The 23,831-nt window shown below is 71.2% G+C and carries 21 protein-coding genes; 15 read left to right on the forward strand and 6 right to left on the reverse strand.

Features of this window, described 5'->3' with window-relative positions; translation table 11 throughout:
* Positions 1 to 3: 3 nt before the first annotated feature.
* Complete coding sequence (locus AB0E24_RS14795; RefSeq protein WP_359377179.1) at positions 4 to 852, forward strand: serine hydrolase domain-containing protein; 849 nt, start codon at positions 4 to 6, stop codon at positions 850 to 852.
* On the opposite strand, the gene AB0E24_RS14800 is transcribed toward AB0E24_RS14795, so the two are convergent.
* Positions 843 to 1,511, reverse strand: coding sequence for a pirin family protein (locus tag AB0E24_RS14800; protein ID WP_093703513.1), 669 nt, complete (start codon positions 1,509 to 1,511; stop codon positions 843 to 845). The two genes, AB0E24_RS14795 and AB0E24_RS14800, sit on opposite strands and share 10 nt — an antisense overlap.
* Positions 1,512 to 1,622: 111 nt before the next feature.
* Between AB0E24_RS14800 and AB0E24_RS14805 the strand changes: the two genes are divergently transcribed.
* The 5 genes from AB0E24_RS14805 to AB0E24_RS14825 all read left to right on the forward strand — a co-directional run bounded on the left by AB0E24_RS14805 (position 1,623) and on the right by AB0E24_RS14825 (position 6,569).
* The gene (locus AB0E24_RS14805; RefSeq protein ID WP_020871571.1) at positions 1,623 to 2,807 is read left to right on the forward strand and encodes a PucR family transcriptional regulator; all 1,185 of its coding nucleotides are present in this window, start codon (positions 1,623 to 1,625) and stop codon (positions 2,805 to 2,807) included.
* Between the two features lie 89 nt (positions 2,808 to 2,896).
* On the forward strand, positions 2,897 to 3,889 hold the full coding sequence (locus AB0E24_RS14810; protein WP_093701896.1) for an ACP S-malonyltransferase: 993 nt from the start codon (positions 2,897 to 2,899) through the stop codon (positions 3,887 to 3,889).
* A complete protein-coding gene (locus AB0E24_RS14815; RefSeq protein ID WP_069866211.1) occupies positions 3,886 to 4,896 on the forward strand; it encodes a ketoacyl-ACP synthase III in 1,011 nt (336 codons plus the stop codon). Before AB0E24_RS14810 ends, AB0E24_RS14815 begins: the two co-directional genes overlap by 4 nt.
* A gap of 82 nt (positions 4,897 to 4,978) precedes the next feature.
* Positions 4,979 to 5,227, forward strand: a complete 249-nt coding sequence (locus AB0E24_RS14820) for an acyl carrier protein (RefSeq protein WP_020871568.1) — start codon at positions 4,979 to 4,981, stop codon at positions 5,225 to 5,227.
* Positions 5,228 to 5,303: 76 nt separating this feature from the next.
* The gene (locus tag AB0E24_RS14825; RefSeq protein WP_069866209.1) at positions 5,304 to 6,569 is read left to right on the forward strand and encodes a beta-ketoacyl-[acyl-carrier-protein] synthase family protein; all 1,266 of its coding nucleotides are present in this window, start codon (positions 5,304 to 5,306) and stop codon (positions 6,567 to 6,569) included.
* Positions 6,570 to 6,685: 116 nt separating this feature from the next.
* Here the strand turns inward: AB0E24_RS14825 and AB0E24_RS14830 are convergent, their stop codons facing one another.
* Positions 6,686 to 7,579: an NAD(P)-dependent oxidoreductase gene (locus AB0E24_RS14830; protein WP_232637321.1), complete on the reverse strand. Its 894-nt coding sequence runs from the start codon at positions 7,577 to 7,579 to the stop codon at positions 6,686 to 6,688.
* A 60-nt stretch (positions 7,580 to 7,639) separates the two neighbouring features.
* Positions 7,640 to 8,134 (reverse strand): DUF3145 domain-containing protein, encoded by a 495-nt coding sequence (locus tag AB0E24_RS14835; RefSeq protein WP_069866205.1) that lies wholly within the window; start codon positions 8,132 to 8,134, stop codon positions 7,640 to 7,642.
* A gap of 324 nt (positions 8,135 to 8,458) precedes the next feature.
* On the opposite strand from AB0E24_RS14835, the gene AB0E24_RS14840 reads away from it, so the two are divergent.
* The gene (locus AB0E24_RS14840) at positions 8,459 to 9,445 is read left to right on the forward strand and encodes an SGNH/GDSL hydrolase family protein (RefSeq protein WP_173963300.1); all 987 of its coding nucleotides are present in this window, start codon (positions 8,459 to 8,461) and stop codon (positions 9,443 to 9,445) included.
* Positions 9,446 to 9,793: 348 nt separating this feature from the next.
* Here AB0E24_RS14840 and AB0E24_RS14845 read toward each other — a convergent pair whose 3' ends face one another.
* Positions 9,794 to 12,319, reverse strand: coding sequence for a beta-glucosidase (locus AB0E24_RS14845; protein WP_359377588.1), 2,526 nt, complete (start codon positions 12,317 to 12,319; stop codon positions 9,794 to 9,796).
* Positions 12,320 to 12,470: 151 nt separating this feature from the next.
* Between AB0E24_RS14845 and AB0E24_RS14850 the strand changes: the two genes are divergently transcribed.
* Positions 12,471 to 13,076 (forward strand): TetR/AcrR family transcriptional regulator, encoded by a 606-nt coding sequence (locus AB0E24_RS14850; protein ID WP_069866337.1) that lies wholly within the window; start codon positions 12,471 to 12,473, stop codon positions 13,074 to 13,076.
* A 59-nt stretch (positions 13,077 to 13,135) separates the two neighbouring features.
* Here the strand turns inward: AB0E24_RS14850 and AB0E24_RS14855 are convergent, their stop codons facing one another.
* Positions 13,136 to 13,681: a DUF6299 family protein gene (locus AB0E24_RS14855; RefSeq protein WP_099013627.1), complete on the reverse strand. Its 546-nt coding sequence runs from the start codon at positions 13,679 to 13,681 to the stop codon at positions 13,136 to 13,138.
* 259 nt (positions 13,682 to 13,940) lie between these two features.
* Positions 13,941 to 15,170 carry an MFS transporter gene (locus AB0E24_RS14860; RefSeq protein ID WP_359377188.1) on the reverse strand — a complete coding sequence of 410 codons (1,230 nt, stop codon included), beginning with the start codon at positions 15,168 to 15,170 and terminating at the stop codon, positions 13,941 to 13,943.
* A 101-nt stretch (positions 15,171 to 15,271) separates the two neighbouring features.
* On the opposite strand from AB0E24_RS14860, the gene AB0E24_RS14865 reads away from it, so the two are divergent.
* From AB0E24_RS14865 to mmsB, 7 genes are all read left to right on the forward strand, one after another.
* The gene (locus AB0E24_RS14865; protein ID WP_069866196.1) at positions 15,272 to 16,249 is read left to right on the forward strand and encodes an ArsR family transcriptional regulator; all 978 of its coding nucleotides are present in this window, start codon (positions 15,272 to 15,274) and stop codon (positions 16,247 to 16,249) included.
* Positions 16,250 to 16,454: 205 nt separating this feature from the next.
* The gene (locus AB0E24_RS14870) at positions 16,455 to 17,618 is read left to right on the forward strand and encodes a mandelate racemase/muconate lactonizing enzyme family protein (protein ID WP_069866194.1); all 1,164 of its coding nucleotides are present in this window, start codon (positions 16,455 to 16,457) and stop codon (positions 17,616 to 17,618) included.
* Positions 17,615 to 18,682, forward strand: coding sequence for a zinc-dependent alcohol dehydrogenase (locus AB0E24_RS14875; RefSeq protein WP_435865281.1), 1,068 nt, complete (start codon positions 17,615 to 17,617; stop codon positions 18,680 to 18,682). The genes AB0E24_RS14870 and AB0E24_RS14875 overlap by 4 nt, the downstream gene beginning before the upstream one ends.
* 162 nt (positions 18,683 to 18,844) lie before the next feature.
* Entirely contained in the window at positions 18,845 to 19,834 is a 990-nt protein-coding gene (locus AB0E24_RS14880; protein WP_069866190.1) for a hypothetical protein, read from the forward strand.
* A 41-nt stretch (positions 19,835 to 19,875) separates the two neighbouring features.
* On the forward strand, positions 19,876 to 20,985 hold the full coding sequence (gene chvE / locus AB0E24_RS14885; protein WP_069866188.1) for a multiple monosaccharide ABC transporter substrate-binding protein: 1,110 nt from the start codon (positions 19,876 to 19,878) through the stop codon (positions 20,983 to 20,985).
* 14 nt (positions 20,986 to 20,999) lie between these two features.
* Positions 21,000 to 22,562, forward strand: coding sequence for a multiple monosaccharide ABC transporter ATP-binding protein (gene mmsA, locus AB0E24_RS14890; protein WP_069866187.1), 1,563 nt, complete (start codon positions 21,000 to 21,002; stop codon positions 22,560 to 22,562).
* Positions 22,559 to 23,791: a multiple monosaccharide ABC transporter permease gene (gene mmsB / locus AB0E24_RS14895; RefSeq protein WP_069866184.1), complete on the forward strand. Its 1,233-nt coding sequence runs from the start codon at positions 22,559 to 22,561 to the stop codon at positions 23,789 to 23,791. Before mmsA ends, mmsB begins: the two co-directional genes overlap by 4 nt.
* Positions 23,792 to 23,831: the final 40 nt, after the last annotated feature.

The raw sequence follows: 23,831 nt of genomic DNA on the forward strand, positions 1-23,831 counted from the left end.
GTCATGGAGAGCCTGCGGATGATCGAGAACTGGCCGGTCCCGACGGCGGCGGCCGCCGTCGTACGCGCGGACGGCACCCTGGCCGGATCGTACGGCCCGACCGGCCACCGCTTCCCCCTCGCCTCGGTCACCAAGCCGCTCGCCGCGTACGCCGCGCTGGTCGCCGTGGAGGAGGGCGCGGTGGAGCTGGACGAACCGGCGGGGCCCGAGGGCTCCACGGTGCGCCATCTGCTGGCGCACACCTCCGGGCTCGCCTTCGACGAGCACCGCCCGGTCGCCGCGCCGGGCAATCGCAGGCTCTACTCCAACGCCGGGTTCGAGGTGCTGGGCGACCATATCGCCAAGGCCACGGAGATCCCGTTCCCGGAGTATCTGCGCCAGGCGGTGCTGGAGCCGCTCGGCATGACCGCCACCGAGCTGCCCGGCTCGCCCGCCAAGGACGGCGTCTCGACCGTGGACGACCTGGCGCTTTTCGCGGCGGAGCTCCAGGCCCCGCGGCTGCTGGCGGCGGAGACGCTGGCCGAGGCCACCTCCGTGGTCCACCCGGGCCTGACGGGTGTGCTGCCCGGCTACGGACACCAGCGGCCCAACGACTGGGGGCTCGGCTTCGAGATACGCGACGGCAAGTCGCCGCACTGGACCGGGGCCTCCTCCTCGCCGCGCACCTTCGGCCATTTCGGCCAGTCGGGGACGTTCCTCTGGGTGGACCCGGACGCCCGCGCCGCCTGTGTCACCCTCACCGACCGGGCCTTCGGCCCCTGGGCGATCGAGGTCTGGCCCACGTTCACCGACGCGATCCTGGCCGAGCTCCAGCCCTCGGAGCCGCAGGGCGCTCGGGCCCCTCAGCCGTAGACCGGCTCGGTGTGCATCTCCCAGATCAGCAGCTCGGCGGGGCCCTCGGCGCGCGCCGCCAGCCCCTCCGCGCCGGAGATCCGGGCCGCGTCGCCGGGGGTGAGGGTCTCCCCCTCGATCCGCACCGCGCCGCGCACCGCGTGCGCGTACACCCAGGGCGCGTCCGGCAGCGCGGTGCGCTCACCGTCCGCCAGCCGCCGCACATGCAGCACCGCCTCGGTGCGCTCCAGCGCGTACGGGGTACCGTCCGCGATGCCGCGCACCACCTCGTACCCGGGGTCCGTCGCGGCGGCGGGGCCCGGCATCAGCCACATCTGGACGAAGGTGAGGGGTTCCGCACCCGCGTTACGCTCGGTGTGACGCACTCCGCTGCCGGCACTGAGCCGCTGTACGTCGCCGGGGCGCACCACGGTCCGCGCACCGGTGGAGTCCTCGTGGGTGAGCTCGCCCTCGACGACCCAGGTGACGATCTCCATGTCGCGATGCGGATGTTCGGCGAAGCCCGCACCGGGGGCGAGCCGTTCCTCGTTGCAGGCGACGAGGGACCCGAACCGCACATTGCCGGGGTCGTAGTGCCCAGAGAAGGAAAAGGCGTGGCGCGTCTCGATGCCCGCGCCCTCCCCGCCCGGATACCGTGCATCGGACCGCTGTATCCACATCACCCGGTCCACGGTAGTGCGCCCCGGACCGCCCGCCCCTGCCCCACCCCCTACCCCCGCGTAAACCTCCCGCCCCCAGCGCACACCACCCGATAAGGCAGTCTTGTCCTCGTGCCTGAACCAGCCTCGAACACCCCGCATCCGCACAGTGCCACCCTGCGCCGCCTGGAGAAGTCCTCCGGGAAGCTCGCCGCCAACGCCATCGCGCGCATGGACGAGCAGCTGCCGTGGTACCGCGCGATGCCGCCCGAGAACCGCTCCTGGATCGGGCTGGTGGCGCAGGCGGGCATCGCGGCGTTCACCGAATGGTTTCGCCACCCCGAGGCGCCCCAGGCGATCAGCACCGATGTGTTCGGCACCGCGCCGCGCGAGCTGACCCGGGCGATCACCCTGCGGCAGACCGTGGAGATGGTCCGCACGACCATCGAGGTCATGGAGTCGGCGATCGACGACGTGGCGGCCCCGGGCGATGAGTCGGTGCTGCGCGAGGCGCTGCTGGTGTACGCGCGGGAGATCGCCTTCGCCACCGCCCAGGTGTACGCGCAGGCGGCCGAGGCGCGCGGCGCCTGGGACGCCCGGCTGGAGTCGCTGGTGGTCAACGCGGTGCTGTCCGGCGAGGCCGACGAGGGGGCGCTGTCCCGCGCCGCCGCCCTGGGCTGGAACTCCCCCGAGCATGTATGTGTGGTGCTGGGCACCGCCCCCGACGGGGACAGCGAGCTGACCGTGGAGGCGATCCGGCGGGCCGCCCGCCACGCCAAGCTCCAGGTCCTCACCGGGGTGCTCGGTGACCGTCTTGTGGTGGTCGCGGGCGGTTCGGACAATCCGCTCCAGGCGGCGAAGGCGCTGATCGGGCCGTACGCCCCGGGTCCGGTGGTGGCCGGTCCCGTGGTCTCCGACCTGCTGGCCGCCACCCGCTCGGCGGGGGCGGCGGCGGCCGGGCTGAAGGCGTGCACCGCCTGGCCGGACGCACCCCGCCCGGTGCTCGCCGACGATCTGCTGCCCGAGCGCGCGATGGCCGGAGATCCGGCTGCCCGCGAGCAGTTGGTGGAGGAGATCTACAGACCGCTGGAGGAAGCCGGCTCGGCCCTGCTCGAGACGCTGAGTGTGTACCTCGAACAGGCGAGCAGTCTGGAAGGCGCGGCCCGAATGCTCTTCGTTCACCCGAACACCGTCCGCTACCGGCTACGACGTGTGACGGACGTCACCGGATGGTCACCTTCGGACGTCAGGTCAGCGTTTACTCTGCGCATAGCCCTGATCCTGGGCCGTCTCGCGGACGCGAACATATTGCCCTGACCGTTTGTTGGACCCCCACAATTCCCCTGACGGTTCTTCGTCCTTGTCCTCACGGGCGATTCGACCCGTCCGCAAGAGAGAGTGTGAGAGTGCTCGTACTCGTCGCTCCCGGCCAGGGCGCTCAAAAGCCCGGCTTCCTGACCCCCTGGCTCGACCTCCCCGGCGTCACCGAACGCCTGACGTGGTGGTCGGCCGTCTGCGGCCTGGACCTCATCCACTACGGCACCGAGGCCGATGAGGAGGAGATCCGCGACACCGCGGTGGCCCAGCCGCTGCTGGTGGCCGCGGGTCTGGTCGCCGCCCACGCGCTGTTCGAGGGCATCGGGGGCGCGACCGGACTCGCGGGGCTGCCGAACCGTATCGGCGCGGTCGCGGGCCACAGCGTCGGCGAGATCACCGCGGCCGCGACCGCCGGTGTGTTCACCGACGAGGCGGCCATGGTGCTGGTCCGCAGACGCGGACTGGCCATGGCGGAGGCCGCGAGCCGCACCGAGACCGGAATGGCCGCCATACTGGGTGGTGAGCAGGACGATGTCGTCGCCCACCTCGACAAGCACGGATTGACCCCGGCGAACGTCAACGGCGCCGGGCAGATCGTGGCCGCGGGCACCGCCGAGCAGCTGGCGGCGCTGGCCGAGGACAAGCCGGAGGGGGTGCGCCGGGTCGTACCGCTCAAGGTGGCCGGCGCGTTCCACACCGACCACATGGCCCCGGCGGTCGCCGCCCTCGAGGCTCTGGTCGCGGGTGTTCCGGTGGCCGATCCGCGGACCGCTTACGTCTCCAACCGTGACGGCGGGGTCGTGACGTCCGGGGCCAGGGTGATCGAGCGGCTGGTCGCCCAGGTGTCCAACCCGGTGCGGTGGGATCTGTGCATGGAGACCTTCCAGAAGCTGGGCGTCACGGCGCTGGTCGAGGTGGCCCCGGGCGGGACCCTCACCGGCATCGCCAAGCGCGCCCTGCCGGGCGTCACCAACCTGGCGCTGAAGACTCCGGACGATCTCGACGCGGCCCGTGCGCTGATCGAGGAGCACGCCGTCCCCGCCCTCGCCACACCGGCCGAAGAGGAGCTCCGAGAAGCATGACCGCGAAGATCAAGCCCAGTAAGGGCGCCCCGCACGCGCGCATTCTCGGCGTCGGTGGCTACCGTCCCACCAGGGTGGTGCCGAACGAGGAGATCCTGAAGCACATCGACTCCTCGGACGAGTGGATCCGTTCCCGTTCGGGCATCGCCACGCGTCACTGGGCCGGTCCGGACGAGACCGTCGCCACCATGTCCGTGGAGGCGGGTGGCAAGGCCATCGCCGACGCCGGACTGACACCGGAGCAGATCGGCGGCGTGATCGTCTCGACGGTCTCGCACTTCAAGCAGACCCCGGCGATCGCCACCGAGATCGCGCATCTGCTGGGCACCGGCAAGCCGGCCGCGTTCGACATCTCGGCGGGCTGTGCGGGCTTCGGCTACGGACTGACCCTCGCCAAGGGCATGGTCACCGATGGCACCGCGGAGCATGTGCTGGTCATCGGGGTCGAGCGGCTTTCGGATCTGACCGATCTGGAGGACCGGGCGACGGCCTTCCTGTTCGGTGACGGCGCCGGCGCCGTGGTGGTCGGCCCCTCCAAGGAGCCCGCGATCGGCCCGACCGTCTGGGGCTCGGAGGGCGACAAGTCCGACACCATCACCCAGACGCTGCCCTGGGACGTCTACCGCGAGCAGGACGCCGCGGAGGTGCGCTACCCGGCGCTGCGCCAGGAGGGACAGGCCGTCTTCCGCTGGGCCGTCTACGAGATGGCGAAGGTCGCCCAGCAGGCCCTGGACGACGCCGGGGTCAGCGCGGACGACCTCGACGCGTTCATCCCGCACCAGGCCAATATGCGGATCATCGACTCGATGATCAAAACCCTCAAGCTGCCGGAGCACGTCACGGTCGCCCGTGATGTGGAGACCACCGGCAACACCTCGGCCGCCTCCATCCCGCTCGCCATGGAGCGGCTGTTGGCGACGGGGCAGGCGAAGAGCGGCGACACCGCGCTCGTCATCGGATTCGGAGCGGGTCTCGTCTACGCAGCGACGGTCGTTACCCTCCCTTAGGCTCCATAGTCCATATCCACGCAGCCCCGCAGAAGTCGGACGCTGCGCCACCACCGCAACACACCGAAGAAGGAGCGCCGCAATGGCCGCCACTCAGGAAGAGATCCTCGAGGGTCTCGCCGAGATCGTCAACGAGATCGCCGGTATCCCGACCGAGGACGTCCTGCTGGACAAGTCCTTCACCGACGACCTGGACGTCGACTCGCTGTCCATGGTCGAGGTGGTCGTCGCCGCCGAGGAGCGCTTCGACGTGAAGATCCCGGACGACGACGTCAAGAACCTCAAGACCGTCGGCGACGCCGTCGACTACATCCTCAAGCACCAGGGCTGAGCCCGAATCAAGGCCGGTTGTCGCCACCCATGCGGTGGCAGGTCCAGCACCTTCTACACGTGGAGTAGGAATTCCTGTGAACTCGACCAATCGCACCGTGGTCGTCACCGGTGTTGGTGCCACGACGCCGCTGGGTGGCGACGCCTCAACGACCTGGGAGGCCATGCTGGCCGGCCGGTCCGGCGTCCGCCTCCTGGAGGAGGAATGGGCGGCCGAGTTGCCGGTCCGCATCGCCGCGAAGATCGCGGTGGAGCCGGGCACGATCATTCCGCGTCCGCAGGCCCGCAAGCTCGACCGTTCGGCGCAGTTCGCGCTGCTGGCGGCTCGTGAGGCATGGGCGGACGCGGGCTTCACCGCCAGGGCGGGCGAGGACTCGTCGATCGACCCCGACCGGCTCGGCGCGGTCGTCGCCTCCGGCATCGGGGGCGTCACCACCCTGCTCGACCAGTACGACGTGCTGCGCGAGAAGGGCGTCCGCAAGGTCTCCCCGCACACCGTGCCGATGCTGATGCCCAACAGCCCGGCGGCGAACGTCAGCATCGACCTCAACGCCCGGGCGGGCGCGCACACCCCGGTGAGCGCGTGTGCCTCCGGCGCCGAGGCCATCGGGTACGCCATCGAGATGATCCGCACCGGCCGTGCCGATGTGGTCGTCGCGGGCGGCACCGAGGCATCCATCCACCCGCTGCCCATGGTCGCCTTCGGCAACATGATGGCGATGTCCAAGAGCAACGACGACCCGCAGGGCGCCTCGCGCCCGTTCGACGTGGACCGCAACGGCTTCGTGATGGGCGAGGGCTCGGGCGCCATCGTCCTGGAGTCGGCCGAGCACGCGGCCGCGCGCGGCGCCCGGGTCTACGCACAGGCCATCGGCCAGGGCATCTCGGCCGACGCCCACCACATCACCCAGCCCGAGCCGTCCGGCAACGGCATCGGGAACGCGCTCCAGAACCTGGTGGAGAACACCGGCATCAGCAGTGCCGAGATCGCGCATGTCAACGCGCACGCGACCTCGACGCCGCAGGGCGACCTGGCGGAGATCAAGGCGCTGCGCAAGGTGTTCGGCGACGATGTGGACCACATGGCGGTCTCCGGCACCAAGTCCATGACGGGCCATCTGCTCGGCGGCGCGGGCGGTGTGGAGACGGTGGCCAGCGTGCTCGCGCTGTACCACCGGCTGGCCCCGCAGACGATCAACATCGGCACGCTCGACCCGGAGGCGGACGCGGACATCGTGACCGGCGAGGCGCGGGCGCTGCCGGCCGAGGGCCCGATCGTGGCGCTCAACAACTCGTTCGGCTTCGGCGGCCACAATGTGGTGCTGGCCTTCCGCACGGTCTGACGCGTTTGACACATCTGACGCGTCCGGCGCGCTGCCGGCCTGACGCGGCGATACGCGGGTGCGGCCCGCCCCCGGCTCCGGCCGGGGGCGGGCCGCTCGTATGCCGGGTCGGTGTGTCAGGGGGCCTCGCCGTCGAAGCTGGCGAAGTACGAGGCCACCATGTCCTCGTCGCCGTGGCCCGCCGCCATGGCGCGGCGGAACCGCTCACTGCCCGCGGCCGCCAGATCCAGCCGCACTCCGGCACGCTCCCCGGCCTCCACGATCAGCCGGGCGTCCTTCGCGGCGGTCTTGGTGGCGAAGCTGGGCTCCAGGTCGCCCCGGAGCACCTGGGCCGACTTGGCCCGCATATAGCCGCTGTCCAGCGGTCCGCCCGCCACCCCGTCCAGGAAGCCCTGCCAGTCCACGCCAAGCCCCTTGGCGAGGGCCACCGCCTCGGCGGTGGCGTGGGTGACGTTGAGGACCCAGCTGTTGAGCACCAGCTTGAGCCGGGTGGCGGCGGCGGACTCCGCGCTGTCGCCGACCCACACCGTACGGCTGCCGATGGCGTCGAAAACCGGCCAGACCACCGGGCGGACGGAGGCGGGCCCGGCGGCCAGCACCAGCAGCTGACCGTTCTCGGCGGGCTGCTTGGTGCCGAGGACCGGCGAGTCGATGAGGGCGAGTTCCTTCTCACGGGCGAACGCGACGATAGGTTCCAGCGCCTCCAGCCCCGCCGTGGTGGCCTGGGCCCATACGGTCCCGGGGCGCAGCGCGGAGGCGGCCCGCCGCATCGTCTCGAGCGCCACGGCGCCGTCGTAGAGCATCGTCAGGACGACATCGGCGCCGTCCACGGCCTCCGCCGGGGTGTCGGTGACGCGTACGCCGTCCGCGGCGAGCGGCTCGGCCTTGGATCGGGTGCGGTTCCACGCACGGACCTCGAGCCCGGAGCGGGCGAGGTTACGGGCCATACCGGAGCCCATGATGCCGGTGCCGAGGACCGCGACGGACGTTGCCGGGAGTTGTTCGGTCATTCCGCCACGCTAAGACCCGTAGCGCGCTCCGGGCCAAAGGGATGGCGGCGCGTCAGGCGATCAGACGACCTGGTGCAGCCAGCGGACGGGGGCGCCCTCACCCGCGTAGCGGAACGGCTCCAGCTCATCGTCCCAGGGCTTGCCCAGCAGCTTGGCGATCTCCGCTTCGAGGTCGCTCTCGCCGCGGACGGAACGGGCGAGGGCGGCGCGCAGCCGGTCCTCGGGGATCAGGATGTCGCCGTGCATTCCGGTGACCGCATGGAAGATGCCCAGCTCAGGGGTGGAGCTATAGCGCTCACCCTCGGCGGTGGCACAGGGCTCGGCGGTCACCTCGAAGCGCAGCAGATGCCAGCCGCGGAGCGCGGAGGCCAGTTTGGAGGCCGTACCGACCTCGCCCTGCCAGGAGAACTCGGCACGCCAGGTGCCGTTCGCCGCGGGCTGCTTGATCCAGTCGAGGGTGACACGCACGCCGAGGACGCCCGCGATGGCCCATTCGACATGCGGGCACAGCGCGCGCGGAGCGGAGTGGACATACAGAACTCCACGTGTCGTCACCGGGGCCTCCTGTGCGGTTCGAGGTACGCCTTCCCCAGCGGCCTCGTGCCCGTAACGGTTCCGCCCGGGACATCGGATCACATTCTGCCCTAGTGATCACTCCCACACCAGTCTCGACGTCACCTTCAGTGAAATTTATCGCGCAGAATTCTCTAGAAAGTGGACAGGATGTGACGGGGCGTAATGTGCTGGTACCGCATAGCGCGCCATGTCGCCGGGGCGGCGCTCATCCGGACAAGAAAAACGTACCGTGCGGACCAGCCGGAGGAGTGACGTACCGTCGGTCCGGATAGATATCACCCAACAGCCGGAGGGGGAACAGCCATGCGGGTCAGTGCGACACGCCGGAAGCGATCGGCGGCCGCTTCTTCGACCACGCGTACGATTGTGCGCCCGTCCCCGCGCACCACCTCATGTACCACCCCGCGCGCCTTCGGGCGCGCCGGTGCGGTGCTGTTCACCACCGCCGCGGTGCTGAGCTCGGCGGGCTGTTTCGGCAGCTCGGACAACCCCTCCCGGCACGGTCCGACCCGTGCGGACAAGAGCCCCGGCGCCAAGCCGGCGATCGTCTGGAACACCAAGCCGACGTCGATCGCCTCCCTGGGCGACTCCATCACCCGCGGCTTCGACGCCTGTTCCGTGCTCTCCGACTGCCCCGAGGTGTCCTGGTCCACCGGCACCGATGTGGACAGCCTCGCCCAGCGGCTGCTGCCCGCCGCCACCGCCCGCGCGGGGACGCACAGCTGGAACTTCGCCAAGACCGGCGCCGTCGTGGCCGACCTCCCCGGCCAGATCGAGGCGGCCGCGGCCCGCAAGCCGAAGCTGATCACCGTGATGATCGGCGCCAATGACGCCTGCCGGAACTCGGCCGACGACATGACCTCCACCGAGCAGTTCCGCACCACCTTCACCTCGGCGCTCACCCGGCTGCGCCGCGATCTGCCGAAGACCCAGGTGTATGTGGCCAGCGTGCCGGATCTGAAGCGGCTGTGGTCGGAGGGCCGGAAGAACGTCTTCGGCAGGCAGATCTGGAAGCTGGGCATCTGCCCGTCGATGCTGAAGGACTCCCAGGACCTGGACGCCGCCTCCAACGACCGCAGGCAGCGGGTGGCGGACCAGGTGACGGAGTACAACAAGGTGCTGAAGGACGTCTGTGGGCGGGATGTGCTGTGCCGGTACGACCCGGCGGTGCACGAATACCGCTTCACCACCGATGAGCTGAGCAAATGGGACTGGTTCCACCCCAGCAAGGCGGGCCAGCGGCAACTCGCCGAAATGGCCTACCGCCGCATCACCGCCTCCGCACCCTGACCCCGAACGGCGGCCCGGCTCCCGGCCCCCGGCCGGAGCCGGGTGCGGGAGCCGGGGCCGGGCGCGGGACGCGGGGCCGGGTGCCGAGCGCGGGGCGTCCCTCCCTTTATGCGGCACCGCCACACGGCAGAGGCACCGCCACACGGCAGAGGCACCGCCACACGGCAGAGGCACCGCCTCTGGCCCCAGGGGGCCAGAGGTGCGGCCCCTGCCCTCTGGGGTCTGGGGCAGAGCCCCAGGTTCGGGAAGGGGCGGGGAGGGGAACAGCCCGCCGCAGGCGTCGCGACTCCTCGGCCACCCCCTGACCGGCGGACACGAGCAACCTCGCCGCGCGCCGGACGGCGTAGCTCAGCTCCTCGTCCGCACGGGCACCGGCGCCGATACGCGGCGGTCGGCGACACTGCGGCCTGCTTCCGCCGTGTAGTCGCCCGGGATCAGGCGCCAGGTGCCTGCCGTCTCGTCCCAGATCTCCGCCGCCCGGCGGGGCAGGGGGATGACCGCCTCCGCCGTCTCCCCCGGGTCCGCGGTGAGCGAGGCGAAGCCCGCGAGGCGCCGGACCGGACGCTCCTCGGCGTCGTCCTGGGCGTCGCGCTCGGGCACGGTGAGGTACAGCTGCACGACCTCACGCCCGGCCCGGGTCCCGGTGTTGCGGACCCGCACGGTCACCGTGCCCAGCGATTCGCCGTCCTTCGCGGGGACGAAGTCCATCGCCTCGTACGCCCAGTCGGTGTATCCGAGGCCGTGCCCGAACCAGTACGCCGGAGCGATCCCGTCCCGCCGCTCCCAGGCCCGGTAGCCGATGAACACGCCCTCGTCGTAGGCGAGTCGGCCCTCGCTCGGTGTCACCTCGCTGACCGGGGCGTCCTCGAGCCGCTGGGGCCAGGTGGTGGGCAGCCGGCCGCCGGGCTCCTCCGCGCCCAGCAGGACATCGGCGAGCGCGGCCCCCGCCTCCTGGCCCGGGAACCAGCTCAGCAGCACCGCGGCGACCTCCTCCCGCCACTCCATCTCGACCGGGGAGCCGGCGTTGACCACCACCACGGTGGGGGTGCCGGTGGCGGCGACCCGCCGCACCAGCTCGTCCTGACGGCCCGGCAGCCTCAGATGGCGGCGGTCGAACCCCTCGCTCTCGACCCGCTCGGTGGTGGCGACCACCACCACGGCCACCTCGGCCGCCGAGGCCGCGGCGACGGCCTCCCGGATCAGCTCCTCGCCGTCCCGCTCCGGGACCCGGTGCAGCAGGCTGAAGGAGACGGCGTCGAGCAGGGCGTCCTCGGGCCGGGCCACCGCACAGGTGAGGCTGACCTCCACCGGCTCGCCCGCCGTGAGCTCCACCTGGCCCCGGGGCACCGGTGAGCCCATGAACGCCTCGAAGGGGTCGTCGACGTCCGGCGGGAGCTCCTCACCGTCGAAGACCACCTTGCCGTCCACCACCAGCCGGAGGCCACCCAGGCCCCTGGTGCCGAAGAAGTGCGCGCCGCTCTCGCGCGGGGTGAAGGTGCCGACCGTCTCGACGGTGTGCAGCTCCTCGAAGCGCACGCCCTCGGGGAAGTCGCCGATCCACTGGACCTGCCCGCCCGGCAGCCGGGACTCGCCGAGCACCCGCCCGTCGGCCGCCCGGACCACGGCGCGCAGCTCGAACCCCTGGGCGGCGGGGGCGAGTTCCTTGGTGGGGTCGGCCCCCACGGCGTAGTCGAGCCGGACGCCCGGCGGCAGGGCGGCCCGCAGCCCGTCCAGCGGGGAGACCACATGGTCGGGGAAGACCACCGCCGAGCCGCCGCCCAGCACCCGGGCGTCCCGCGCGGCGGCGCCGATCAGGGCCAGCGACCGCACCCCGCCGGAGGCGGCGGTGTCGAGGGGCAGCACCGCCTCCCGGCCGCCCGCGGGCTCGTTCCGCAGCAGCACGAAGGACCGCCGGGCGATCTCGCGGGCCAGCGCGTCCCCGTCGATGGGGCCAGGCCGGTCGGCGGGGGCGACGGCCGGGGCCGCGCCGTCCAGGACGCCGACGCGGGCGGCCAGGGTGAGCAGCCGCCGCACCGCCTCGTCCAGCTCCGCCTCGGTCACCCGGCCGTCGCGCACCGCGGCGGCCAGCGCCTCGCCATAGACGGTGCGCGGGCCGGGCATCGCGACATCGAGCCCGCCCTTGATCCCCCGCACGGTGTCACGGGCCGCCAGCCAGTCGGAGACGATGAAGCCGTCGAAGCCCCACTCCCCGCGCAGCACCCCCTGCTGGAGCTGGCGGTGCTCGGTCATGCTCGCGCCGTTGACCCCGTTGTAGGCGGCCATGACGCCCCAGGGGCGCGCGTTCTTGACGATGGCTTCGAAGGGGGCGAGGTACAGCTCGCGCAGCGCCCGCGCACCGATCTGATTGTCGACGGTGAAGCGCTCGGTCTCGGCGTCGTTGGCCACGAAGTGCTTGACGGTGGTGCCCACTCCGCCTTCCTGCACCCCCGTCACATAGCCGGTGCCGATCTCGCCGGTGAGATACGGATCCTCGCTGTACGCCTCGAAGTGGCGGCCGCCCAGCGGGGAGCGGTGCAGATTGACCGTGGGCGCGAGCAGCACATGGACGCCCTTGCGCCGCGCCTCCTGCGCGAGGAGGCGGCCCGCCCGCCGGGCGAGCTCCGGGTCCCAGGACGCGGCGAGCGCGGTGGGGCTGGGCAGGGCGATGGAGGGGTCGTCGGCGGTCCAGTGGACGCCGCGGACGCCGATCGGGCCGTCCGACATCACCAGGGAGCTCAGCCCGATCTCCGGAACGGCGGGCAGGCTCCACATGTCCCGCCCGGACAGCAGCCGCGCCTTGGTGTCCAGATCCAGCAGGCCCAGGGCCTTCTCCACGGCCTGGGCCGTGCCGTCCTCGCCGATCGCGTCCGCCATCGCTCGCCCCTCCCGGTGCGGTTCCCGTCCGGTCTCGTTCAGTCTCATTCAGTCTCGTCCGGTCTCGTTCGCGGCCATCGTGGACCCGAGAACCTGTCATCTGGTAGGTACCGTTATCGACTCGTTACCAAACATGCTCTACGGTACGAGCATGGAGAGGGCGACGGAGCGCGGTACCAGGCGCGGTGCGGAACGGCGCGCGGAGATCGTCCGCTCCGCGCTCGAAGTGATCGCCGAGCGCGGCTACCGGGGCGCGACCCTCGCGGCGGTCGCCGAGCGGGTGGGGCTCACCCAACAGGGGCTGCTCCACTACTTCCCCACCAAGAACTCCCTGCTCATCGCAGTGCTCGAGGAGCGAGACCAGTGGGACACCGGCTCCGCGCGGCGCGACGGGGGGAACGTATGGCCGCTGGACCTGCTCACCTCGCTGGTGGAGTACAACGCGATGCGCCCCGGTATCGTCCAGACCTTCTCCGCGCTCCTCGGCGAGAGCGTCACCGACGACCACCCCGCACGCGCCTTCTTCACCCAGCGCTATGAGAAGGTGCGCGCCGACATGGCGGCCACCCTGCGCGGCGAGTTCGGCGACCGGCTCCCCGGCGGGCTCACCCCCGAGGCCGCCGCGCCGCTGGTGGTGGCGGTGATGGACGGGCTCCAGTTCCAGTGGCTGCACGACCGGGACGCGGTGGACATGCCCGCCCTCTTCCGGGCCTTCGTCTCCCTGCTGGGACAGGGAGACGAAACGGCCCGGGGGTGACGGCGCCCGCGGGCCGTCCATGACGGCGGCTCGGCCGTCGGCTGCGCGGTGGGCGCGGCTCAGCCGTCGACGGCCGTGGGAACGGACGAAGTCCCCCGGCTCGCCACCAGTCTGACCTCCCGCTCGACGCCGACCGTGGTCCTCGGCAGCGGAACGACGGAGCCTCCGTCGTCGAACTTCAGCAGCGTGCCCTCGGCGTCCGCGGGGCCCGGCCCGTACCGCCCCACATCCGCCCCGTCGATCACCCAGCGGTGCCGCTGTCCGTCGCAGACCGCGTTGTGGCCGCCGAGGCCGTGGCGCTCCTGGCCCTGGGCGAGGGTGATGAGAACGCTCGCCCGTACGTTCTCCGATTCTCCCGGGACACACCGGTAGCTGCCGTACAGCGAAACCGACCCGTCCGGGGTGACGTCCCCGGTGCGGTCGATGGTCAGGTCGTCGGTCCAGAGCATGGGCACACGCGGCCCGTCGGGTCGCTCCCCCCAGGCGGCCGGGCCCGAGCCGGGCCGCGGTGACGGGCGGTCGGGCACGGCGGGCGCGGCCTGGGCGGCCGGTGCCGCCATGAGGAGAGCGGTAAGGGCGCCGAGGGCGCGGCGGCGGTTGCGCATGGACGTACGTACCTCCTGGGGCGGGGAGCGGATTCCCGTTGCCGATTCCCACGGCGGATGTTCCGCCGCGGGCCCCCGCCGCGGATTCCGCCGCGTCCTCCCGGGCGGAGTCGCCGGAACGGATGCCCGTGAGCGGGAGCTCATTGCCCGTACAGCTACCGGGCGCCCGAATCCGTCCGGGGGAACCTCACCCCCGGGCGGCGTGTCCGGCACCGCCCAATGGGTGGCCGCCGGGCGCCCTGTTGACTCCGAGGCGCCCTTACGGTGCCCGTCCCTCCGGGGCCGCCTCCCCGAACGTCCCCTCCGCTGGATTCACTTGGCGCGGTGTCACGGGATCGCCCCGCAGCCCCGGGGCCAGGGTCAGGGTGACGGCGACGGAGACCGCCGCCATGACGGCCATCGCCACGGCCGGTGAGGTGGGCTGGGCCAGCGCGCCCGCGAGGGCGGCGGACACGCCCTGCATGGTGAGCATGCCGGAGGAGTGCAGCCCCAGGGCCTGGCCGCTCATCTCGTCCGGCGTCAGGGCCATCAGCCGCTGCTGGAGCGGCAGTGTGGCCGAGAAGCCGATCGAGGCGAGGGCGACGGCGGCCAGTGCGAGCGGCAGCGGCGGGCGCAGGGCGAAGACCAGATACGGCGCGGCGAGCAGCAGCCGCAGGGGCGCCGCGAGCCGCTCCCGCCGGTGCGGCGCCAGCAGCCGTCCGGTGAGGAGGTCCCCCGTCAGCATGCCGAGGGAGCCGACGGCGAAGAGCAGTCCGGCGTGGCGGGGAGCGTAGGGCACGAAGAGGGATTCACAGCCGACGATCAGCCCGTTGGGCACCCAGAGCGCGTAATAGACGTGGCGGCGGGGTGCGGAGGACCACAGCCGGGCGTTGCCGCGCCAGGTCTCGGCGACCGAGGGCCGGCCGCCGGTCCGGGCCGGGCGCGGGCTCAGGCCGAACCGGGCGACGGCCGCGGCCAGCAGATACAGCGCGGCGGCGGTGAGCAGGGTGCCGCGCGCCGAGAGTGCGGTCACGAGGAGGCCACCGGCCGCGTATCCGCCGATCTGCATCGTGCCGCCCGACATGTTGATCACCGAACGGCCCAGCAGATAGCCGTCCTTGGGCAGGATCTCGGTGAGCAATCCGTAGCGGACGGCGCCGCCGAGTGCGGCCACCGCGCCCAGCCCGAACACGATGGCGAGGACGGCCGCCATGGGCAGCCCGGGGAGGGCCAGCGCGGCGGTCCCCAGGGCGAAGAGCACCGCGAGCCCGGACAGCGCGGCGCGCGGCGGCAGCCGGTCGGCCGCCGACAGCAGCGCCAGCGCGCCCGCCACCTGGGCGAGCGAGGGGCCGAACATGCTGAGCGCGGAGAGCAGCGGTGAGCCGGTCGCCGCGTAGACCAGGATGCCCAGGGCGAGGCCGCTCGACGTCGAGGCGGCCACCTGGGTGGCGGAGGTCAGGAACAGCGGGGTGAACTCCGGCGTCCGGAACACTTCTCGATAGGTGCGCATGGCCTCAGGCTCGGGAGTGCCCGCCCGGCGGCGTTAATGTTTCGCGCGGACGCGAAAGGACGCGAAAGGACGCGGGACCACGGGGTGGCGGAGGTGGCCGGATGGGGCTGTGGCTGATCGACGCGGATACCCTCGCGGGCAGCCGGTTCGTCCCCTCTCCCCTGGCCGAGACCACCGCGGCCCTGATCACCCTGGAGCGTGCGGCCGCCGCGCACCCGGGCGAGCGCGCCTGGCTGGACGCCCATCTGCCCGCCTACCGGGCGCGGTTGGCCGACGACCCGGTCACCGCGCTGCTCGTACGGGCCGCGCTGGGCCAAACCTGGCTCGCGGACTTCCTCACCCCGACGCCGACGGGCGGGGACGAGCCGTCTCTCGAAGAGGGGCTGGACCGGATGCGCGCCACGGCCCCGGACGCCGCGCGCCGCGACCTCGCCGTCTCCCTGGGCCGCTCCCCGCTCCCGGCCGCGCTGTGCCGCGACGATCTGCCGGGGCGGCTCGCGGATCTGCTGGAGTGGGTGTGGACGGAGGCCGTACGCCCCTCCTGGCCGCGCCGCCGCCGGATCATCGAGGCCGATGTGGTGGCGCGCACCGGCCAGGTGAGCCAGGGCGGCTGGGCGGCCGTGCTGGACGGTATACGGCCGGGGATGCGGTGGCTGGGCGGGAGCCGGCTCCAGATCAACGCCCATGACAACCCGCCCCGCGCCGTCCACGGCGCCCAACTGCTCTTCGTGCCCGTCACCCCCGTCGCCGGATGGGTCTCCTGGGATGCGCCGCACCGCTACGCCGTGGTCTACCCCTGCGCCGGGGCACTGACCTCCCCCGGCCCTCCCCCGGCCCCCGACTCCCTGGCCCGCCTCCTCGGCCCGGCCCGCGCGGGCGTTCTGCTCCTCCTCGACACCCCGAAGAGCACCACCCACCTGGTGGCCCTCACCGGCCAGACCCTGGGCTCGGTCGGCCGCCATCTGCGCGTCCTGCGCGAGGCCCGCCTGGTCCGGCGGCGCCGGGCGGGACGGTCGGTGCTCTACGACCGGACGACGGCCGGCGAGGTGCTGGTGGCGGCGCAGCGCGGCGGCCGGTAGTCCACGCGCCGCAATGAACATCCCTATAGCCATGTTGTCGTGCGGGATGATCGGTCATGATGGTTATTGATCGGTCATGATGGGTCGTCACGTTCGAACGTCATTCGACGCACAACCATTGACACCCCCGACGTGCCCTGACTACGGTCACGCCAAGATTTCGAACGTGTGACGAAATATCGAACATCGCGAAGGGTCGATTGCTGTGCGCATCACCGGTATCAGTACGCATGTCGTCGGCACCCCCTGGCGCAACCTCACCTATGTGCAGGTCCACACGGACGAGGGGATCACCGGCGTCGGCGAGACCCGCATGCTCGGGCGGACCGATGCGCTGCTGGGCTATCTGCGGGAGGCCGAGACCAATCACCTGGCCGGATCGGACCCGTTCGCGGTGGAGGACCTGGTCCGCCGGATGAAGTACGGCGACTACGGCCGGGCCGGTGAGATCGTGATGTCCGGGATCGCCTGTGTCGAGATGGCCTGCTGGGACATCAAGGGCAAGGCGCTCGGGGTGCCCGTCTGGCAGCTGCTCGGCGGAAAGGTGACCGACAGGGTCAAGGCGTACGCCAACGGCTGGTACACCGTCGAGCGCACGCCCGAGGCGTTCCACAAGGCGGCCGCCAAGGTGGTCGAGCGCGGCTACCGGGCGCTGAAGCTGGACCCGTTCGGCACCGGCCACTTCGAGCTGGACCACGCCGAGACCCTGCATTCGATCTCCCTCGTGGAGGCCGTGCGGGACGCGATCGGGCCGGAGGCCGAGCTGCTGGTGGAGATGCACGGGCGGTTCAGCCCGGCCACCGCCGTCCGGATCGCGGGGGAGCTGGAGCGGTTCCACCCCTCCTGGCTGGAGGAGCCGGTGCCGCCGGAGAACCTCAAGGCGCTCGCGAAGGTCGCGGACAAGACGCCGCTGCCGATCGCCACCGGTGAACGCATCCACGACCGGATCGAGTTCCGCGAGCTGTTCGAGTCGCAGGCCGCCGACATCATCCAGCCCGACGTCGGCCATATCGGCGGCATCGGTGAGACGCGCAAGCTGGCCGCCACCGCCGAGACGCACTACGTACTGATCGCCCCGCACAATGTGGGCGGTTCGGTGCTGACCGCCGCCTCGCTCCAACTCGCCGGGTGCACCCCGAACTTCAAGATCCTGGAGCACTTCAACGACTTCGCCGACGCGGAGATCAAGAAGGTGGTCAAGGGCGCCCCGCAGGTCGTGGACGGCTACTTCCAGCTCTCCCATGAACCCGGTCTCGGTGTGGAGCTGGACACCGACGCGGCGGCCGAATTCCCCCAGCAGCAGGCCCGTTTCGACCTGTGGGCCGAGGGCTGGGAGAAGCGGGATCCCACCGGGGGGCGAGGCGAATGAGCGCCGCGGAACCTCGCGCCGCCGCCGGGCATATGAGCCGCGCCGAAGACGTCCTGGTGCTCGACGGGCCCGGCAGCCACCGGCTGGAGAGCCGGGCGGTCGCCGCACCCGGCCCCGGGGACGCCCGGGTGCGGGTCCACGCCTCCGGGATCTGCGGCAGCGACCGCGAGCTGTACCAGGGGAACCGGCCCGAGGGATACGTCCGCTACCCCGTGACCCCCGGCCATGAGTGGTCCGGGACGGTCGAGGCGGTCGGCGCGGGCGTCCCGGAAGCGCTCGTCGGCCGTAAGGTCGTCGGCGAGGGGTTCCGCAACTGCCAGGTGTGCGACCGCTGTCACGCCGGGGACACCACCTTGTGCACCGCCGGGTACGAGGAGACCGGCTTCACCCAGCCCGGGGCGATGGCCGACAGCCTCACCCTGCCGGCCCGGCTGCTGCACCCGCTGTCCGACGACGCCGACCTGGGCGCGGCCGCGCTGCTGGAGCCCGCCGCCTGTGTCGCCGCCGCCGCGCTCAAGGCCCGCGCCCGGCCCGGTGAGCGGGTCGCGGTGGTCGGCACCGGCACGCTCGGCATGATCGCCGTGCAGTTCCTCGCCGCCGTCTCCCCCGCGCGGCTGCTGGTGGTGGGCACCCGCCCGGACCGTGAGCAGCTCTCGCGGTCCTTCGGCGCCACCGCCTTCCGCGTCCGCGACCAGCTGTCCGACCAGCTCTCGGGCTATGACGTGGTCATCGAGACCGCCGGATCGGCCTCCGCCGCCCGTACCTCCGCCTCGCTGCTGAGACGCGGCGGCAGGCTGGTGCTCACCGGCATTCCGGCGGCGGGCGCTGAGGGTCTCGACCCCACCGATCTGGTGGTCCGCCAGATCGAGGTGCAGACGGTCTTCGGGGCCCCGCCCGCCGCCTGGTCGCACGCCGTACAGGTCTTCGACGCGGGGCTGCTGACCCTGCGGCCGCTGATCACCCATGAGCTGCCGCTCACCGACTTCGCCTCCGCGATCGAACTGGTCGGCAGCGGCGATCCGGCCGTCGGCAAGGTGCTGCTGCGCCCGCGGGGCGTCGGATAGCGCACATGGGCACTCATGGCAAGCCTCCCGTACCCGTCTCCAGTCATCCCACCAGACTCCCGGACCGTCTCTAGTCATCACCCCAGCCCCACCCGGACAACGATGTCCTGGGCAGCACCAGCCGGACGCCGAACCACCGGCCATCACTCCACAGGGAGCACCGTGACCGCCGCCTCATCCGCCTCTCCCGGCCCCCGCCGCCCCGCCGACGCGGCCCTCGCCTCGCTCGGCCACGCCGCGCCCGCCCCCGACCCCGCCGACGCCTCCGCGCACACCTTCCCCGACGGCGGCACCTGGCGCACCGAGATCCCGTCCGTCGAGGGTCCGGAGGCGCTGGCCACCGTGTTCAAGGAGGCCGGGCGGCTGGATGTGCCGATCCACCGGATCAGCCAGGGCAGCGGCGTCTGGATGCTCACCGATGCCGAGATCACCGAGATGGTGGAGTGCTGCGCCGAGCGGAACGCCGAGCTGTGCCTGTTCACCGGCCCCCGCGGCACCTGGGACATCGGCGCCGCCACCCGCTCCGACTCCGGCGGCGGGGGGCTGCGTGCCCGTGGCCATGACGCGGTGGCCGGATGTGTGGAGGACGCGCTGCGCGCGGTCTCACTCGGTGTGAAGTGCCTGCTGGTCGCGGACGAGGGGGTGCTGTGGCTGCTGAACCGGCTGCGGCAGCGCGGCGAGCTGCCCGCGGACACCACCTTCAAGCTGTCCGCGCTGGTCGGCCCGGTCAACCCGGCCTCGTTCGCGGTGTACGAGCAGCTCGGGGCCGACTCCATCAACATCCCGTCGGACCTGACGCTGGAGCACCTCACCGAGATCCGCCGGGTCTCCCGCGCCCCGATGGACTTCTACGTCGAGGCCCCGGACGACCTCGGCGGCTATGTCCGCCTCTATGACGCGGCGGAGCTGATCCGGCGCGGCGCCCCCATCTATCTGAAGTTCGGGCTCAGCAAATCCCCGGGGATCTACCCGTACGGCGCCCAGCTGCGGGACGTGGCGCTGGGCAGCGCCCGTGAGCGGGTGCGTCGCGGGCGGCTCGTGCTCGACCTGCTCACCCGGCTGGGCGCGGACGGCGGGATGTCCCCGCTCGGCTCCCGGCTGCCAGGTCCGCTGCGGCGTTTCACCGCCGACGCGGACCACCGCGAATTCTGACGTCCCGACACAACGACGCTCCAGGGAAGGACCCCAACACCATGCGCACGGTAAGAGGAGCACGAGCCGCGGCGATAGGCGCCGGCCTCCTCGCGCTCTCGCTGACCGCCACGGCCTGCGGCCAGGAAGCGGTCGGCGGCAGCCGGTACAAGAGCAAGGAAAAGGGAGGAACGATCGGCATCGCGATGCCGACGAAGTCCTCCGAGCGGTGGATCACCGACGGCCGCAATGTGGCCAAGCAGTTCAAGGCGGCGGGCTACAAGACGGACTTGCAGTTCGGCGAGGACGACGTCCGCACCCAGGTGGCCCAGCTCGAAAACATGATCACCAAGGGCCACCGGCTGCTGGTGATCGCGCCGATCAACGGCGGGGCGCTCAACGACGTCCTGAAGCAGGCCCATGACGCCAACATTCCGGTGATCTCCTACGACCGGCTGCTGCTGGGCACGCCGAACGTCGACTACTACGCGACCTTCGACAACGAGAAGGTCGGCAGGCTCCAGGGCCAGTACATCGTCGACAAGCTGGGGCTGGCCAAGGGCCGCAAGGGCCCGTTCTCCATCGAGCTGTTCGCCGGCTCGTCGGACGACAACAACACCCGGTACTTCTACAACGGCGCGATGAGCGTGCTCAAGCCGTACATGGACAAGGGCGAGCTGGTCGTCCGCTCCAAGCAGACCAGCCTCAACCAGCTCTACACCGAGAAGTGGAGCGGAAGCGCGGCGCAGGACCGCATGGAGGACCTGCTCAACAAGTCGTACAGCACCGAGGACGTCGACGCCGTCCTCTCGCCGTACGACGGCATGTCCATCGGCATCCTCTCCGCGCTCAAGAGCGCCGGCTACGGCACGAAGGCCAAGCCGTTCCCGGTGGTGACCGGGCAGGACGCCGAGCTCGCCTCCGTGAAGTCCATCGCCCGGGGCCAGCAGACGCAGACCATCTACAAGGACCTGCGCAAGCTGGCGAAGGCGACCGTGCAGATAGCCAAGGCGGAGCTGACCGGCGGCAAGGCCCCGATCAACGACACCAAGTCGTACGACAACGGAAAGAAGGTCGTGCCGACCTATCTACTCAACCCGGTCAGCATCGACAAGTCCAACACCCAGGTGCTGGTGGACCAGGGTTACTACACCGCGTCGCAGCTGAAGTAGGGCGGTACCGGGCCATGAGCACCATTCTCGAACTGCGCTCCATCACCAAGACGTTCCCCGGTGTGAAGGCGCTCTCCAATGTCAATCTCCAGGTCGGCGAGGGCGAGATCCATGCCCTCTGCGGGGAGAACGGCGCCGGAAAGTCCACCCTGATGAAGGTGGTCAGCGGCGTCCATCCGCACGGCAGCTACGAAGGCGAGATCCTCTTCGAGGGCGAGACCTGCGCCTTCAGGGACATCCGCGCGAGCGAGCAGCGCGGCATCGTCATCATCCACCAGGAACTCGCGCTGATCCCCTATCTGTCCATCGCCGAGAACATCTTCCTCGGCAATGAGCACTCCAGGCGCGGCCTCATCAGCTGGAACGAAACGCTCAGACACGCGACCGCGCTGCTGAAGCGGGTCGGTCTGACGGATTCCCCGCAGACCCGCGTCACCGATATCGGCGTGGGCAAACAGCAGCTGGTGGAAATCGCCAAGGCGCTCTCCAAGGAGGTGAAGCTGCTCATCCTGGACGAGCCGACAGCGGCGCTCAACGACGAGGACAGCGGAAAACTCCTCGATCTGCTGCTGGAGTTCAAGGCGCAGGGCATCTCCTGCATTCTGATCTCCCATAAGCTCAATGAGATCCGCCGGGTCGCCGACTCCGTCACCATCCTGCGCGACGGCCAGACCATCGAGACGCTGACCGTCCGGGAGACGCCCGAGGCGGCCCCCGAGGTCTCCGAGGACCGCATCATCCGCGGCATGGTCGGCCGCGACCTCGACCACCGCTTCCCCGACCGCACCCCCTACGAGGGCGAGGACGCCTCCGAGGTGGCCCTGGCCGTCGAGGACTGGACCGTCCACCACCCCATCGACCAGCAGCGCAAGGTTGTGGACGGGGTGTCGCTGAACGTGCGGCGCGGGGAGATCGTCGGCATCGCCGGGCTGATGGGCGCCGGCCGCACCGAACTCGCCATGAGCGTCTTCGGCCGGACCTACGGGCGCTACTCGGGCGGCCGGGTGTTCCGGGACGGCCAGGAGGTCCGCACCCGTACCGTCCCGGAGGCGATCGACCACGGCATCGCGTATGTCACCGAGGACCGCAAGACCTTCGGGCTCAACCTCGATGACACCATCAGCCGCAATGTCTCGCTCTCCTCGCTGACCAAGGTGGCGCGCCGCGGTGTGGTCAACGAGCACGAGGAGTCGCGGGTCGCCGAGCGGTTCCGCAAGACGATGAACATCAAGGCACCCACGGTCTTCGAGCGGGTCGGCCGGCTCAGCGGCGGCAACCAGCAGAAGGTCGTCCTCAGTAAGTGGATCTTCGCAGGTCCGGAGGTGCTGATCCTCGACGAGCCGACCCGTGGCATCGACGTCGGGGCCAAGTACGAGATCTACACGGTCATCAACGACCTGGCGGCGCAGGGCAAGGCCGTCGTCTTCATCTCCTCCGAGCTGGGCGAGCTGCTGGGGATGTGCGACCGGATCTACACGATGGCGGCCGGGCGGCTGACCGGGGAGGTTCCCCGGGCCGAGGCGAACCAGGAAGTCCTGATGCGCCATATGACAAGGGACAGAGGAGACGAAGGATGAGCACGGCCACCCAGAAGACCGAGAGCCCGGCCCCACCGCCGGCCGAGGGCTCGCCCAGCGTCGGGACGCTGCTCCTGGAGAGCATGCGGTCCAATATGCGGCAGTACGGGATGCTGGTCGCGCTCGCCCTGATCATCGTCATCTTCCAGATCTGGTCCGACGACATCCTGCTGCGGCCCGGCAACGTCACCAGCCTGGTGCAGCAGAACGGCTATATCCTCATCCTCGCGATCGGCATGATGATCGTGATCATCGCGGGGCATATCGATCTGTCGGTGGGATCGCTCGTCGCCTTCATCGGCGCGGCCGCCGGCGCGATGATGATCAAACACGATATGCCGTGGGGCCTCGCGGTCGTTCTCTGCCTGCTGATCGGCGCGGCCGCCGGGGCGTGGCAGGGCTTCTGGATCGCGTACATAGGCATCCCGTCCTTCATCGTCACCCTGGCCGGAATGCTGGCCTTCCGCGGCGGCACCCAGATCCTGCTGGACGGTCAGTCCCTGTCGCCGTTCCCCGACGACTTCGAGAAGCTGAGCACCGGCTTCATCCCGGAGATGGGCCCGTACACGCAGTACCACAACCCCACGATGGTGATCGGCCTGGTCGTCTGCGCCGCCGCCGTCTGGCAGGAGTGGCGCGCCCGGCAGCAGCGGGCCACCTATGAGCTGGACGTGGTGCCGCTGGGGCTGTTCTTCGTCAAGTGCGCCGCGATCGTGGCCGCCGTGATGGCGTTCACCATGACGCTCTCCAGCTGGCACGGGGCGCCGTACGGGCTGCTGATCCTGGCCGTGCTCTTCGTCCTCTTCAGCTTCGTGATGCGCAACACCGTGGTGGGGCGGCATGTGTACGCCCTCGGCGGCAACCAGCCGGCGGCCAAGCTCTCGGGCGTCCGGGACAAGCGCGTCACCTTCATGGTCTTCGTCAACATGGGCGTGCTGGCCGCCCTCGCCGGTCTGGTCTTCGCCGCCCGGCTGGGCTCCGCCACCCCCAGTGCGGGCCTCAACTTCGAACTCGAGGCCATCGCCGCCGCGTTCATCGGCGGCGCCTCGGCCAGCGGCGGTGTGGGCACGGTGCTCGGCGCGATCATCGGTGGTCTGGTGCTCGGCGTGCTCAACAACGGTATGTCCCTGGTCGGCATCGGCACCGACTACCAGCAGGTGATCAAGGGTCTGGTGCTGCTGGCCGCGGTCGGCTTCGATGTCTGGAACAAGCGCAAGGTCGGGTCGTAACCCATCAGCTGTCCCTCATGGAACTAGCCTTATGGAGCCG

It is taken from the genome of Streptomyces malaysiensis subsp. malaysiensis (assembly GCF_040653035.1).
Lineage (GTDB): Bacteria > Actinomycetota > Actinomycetes > Streptomycetales > Streptomycetaceae > Streptomyces > Streptomyces malaysiensis.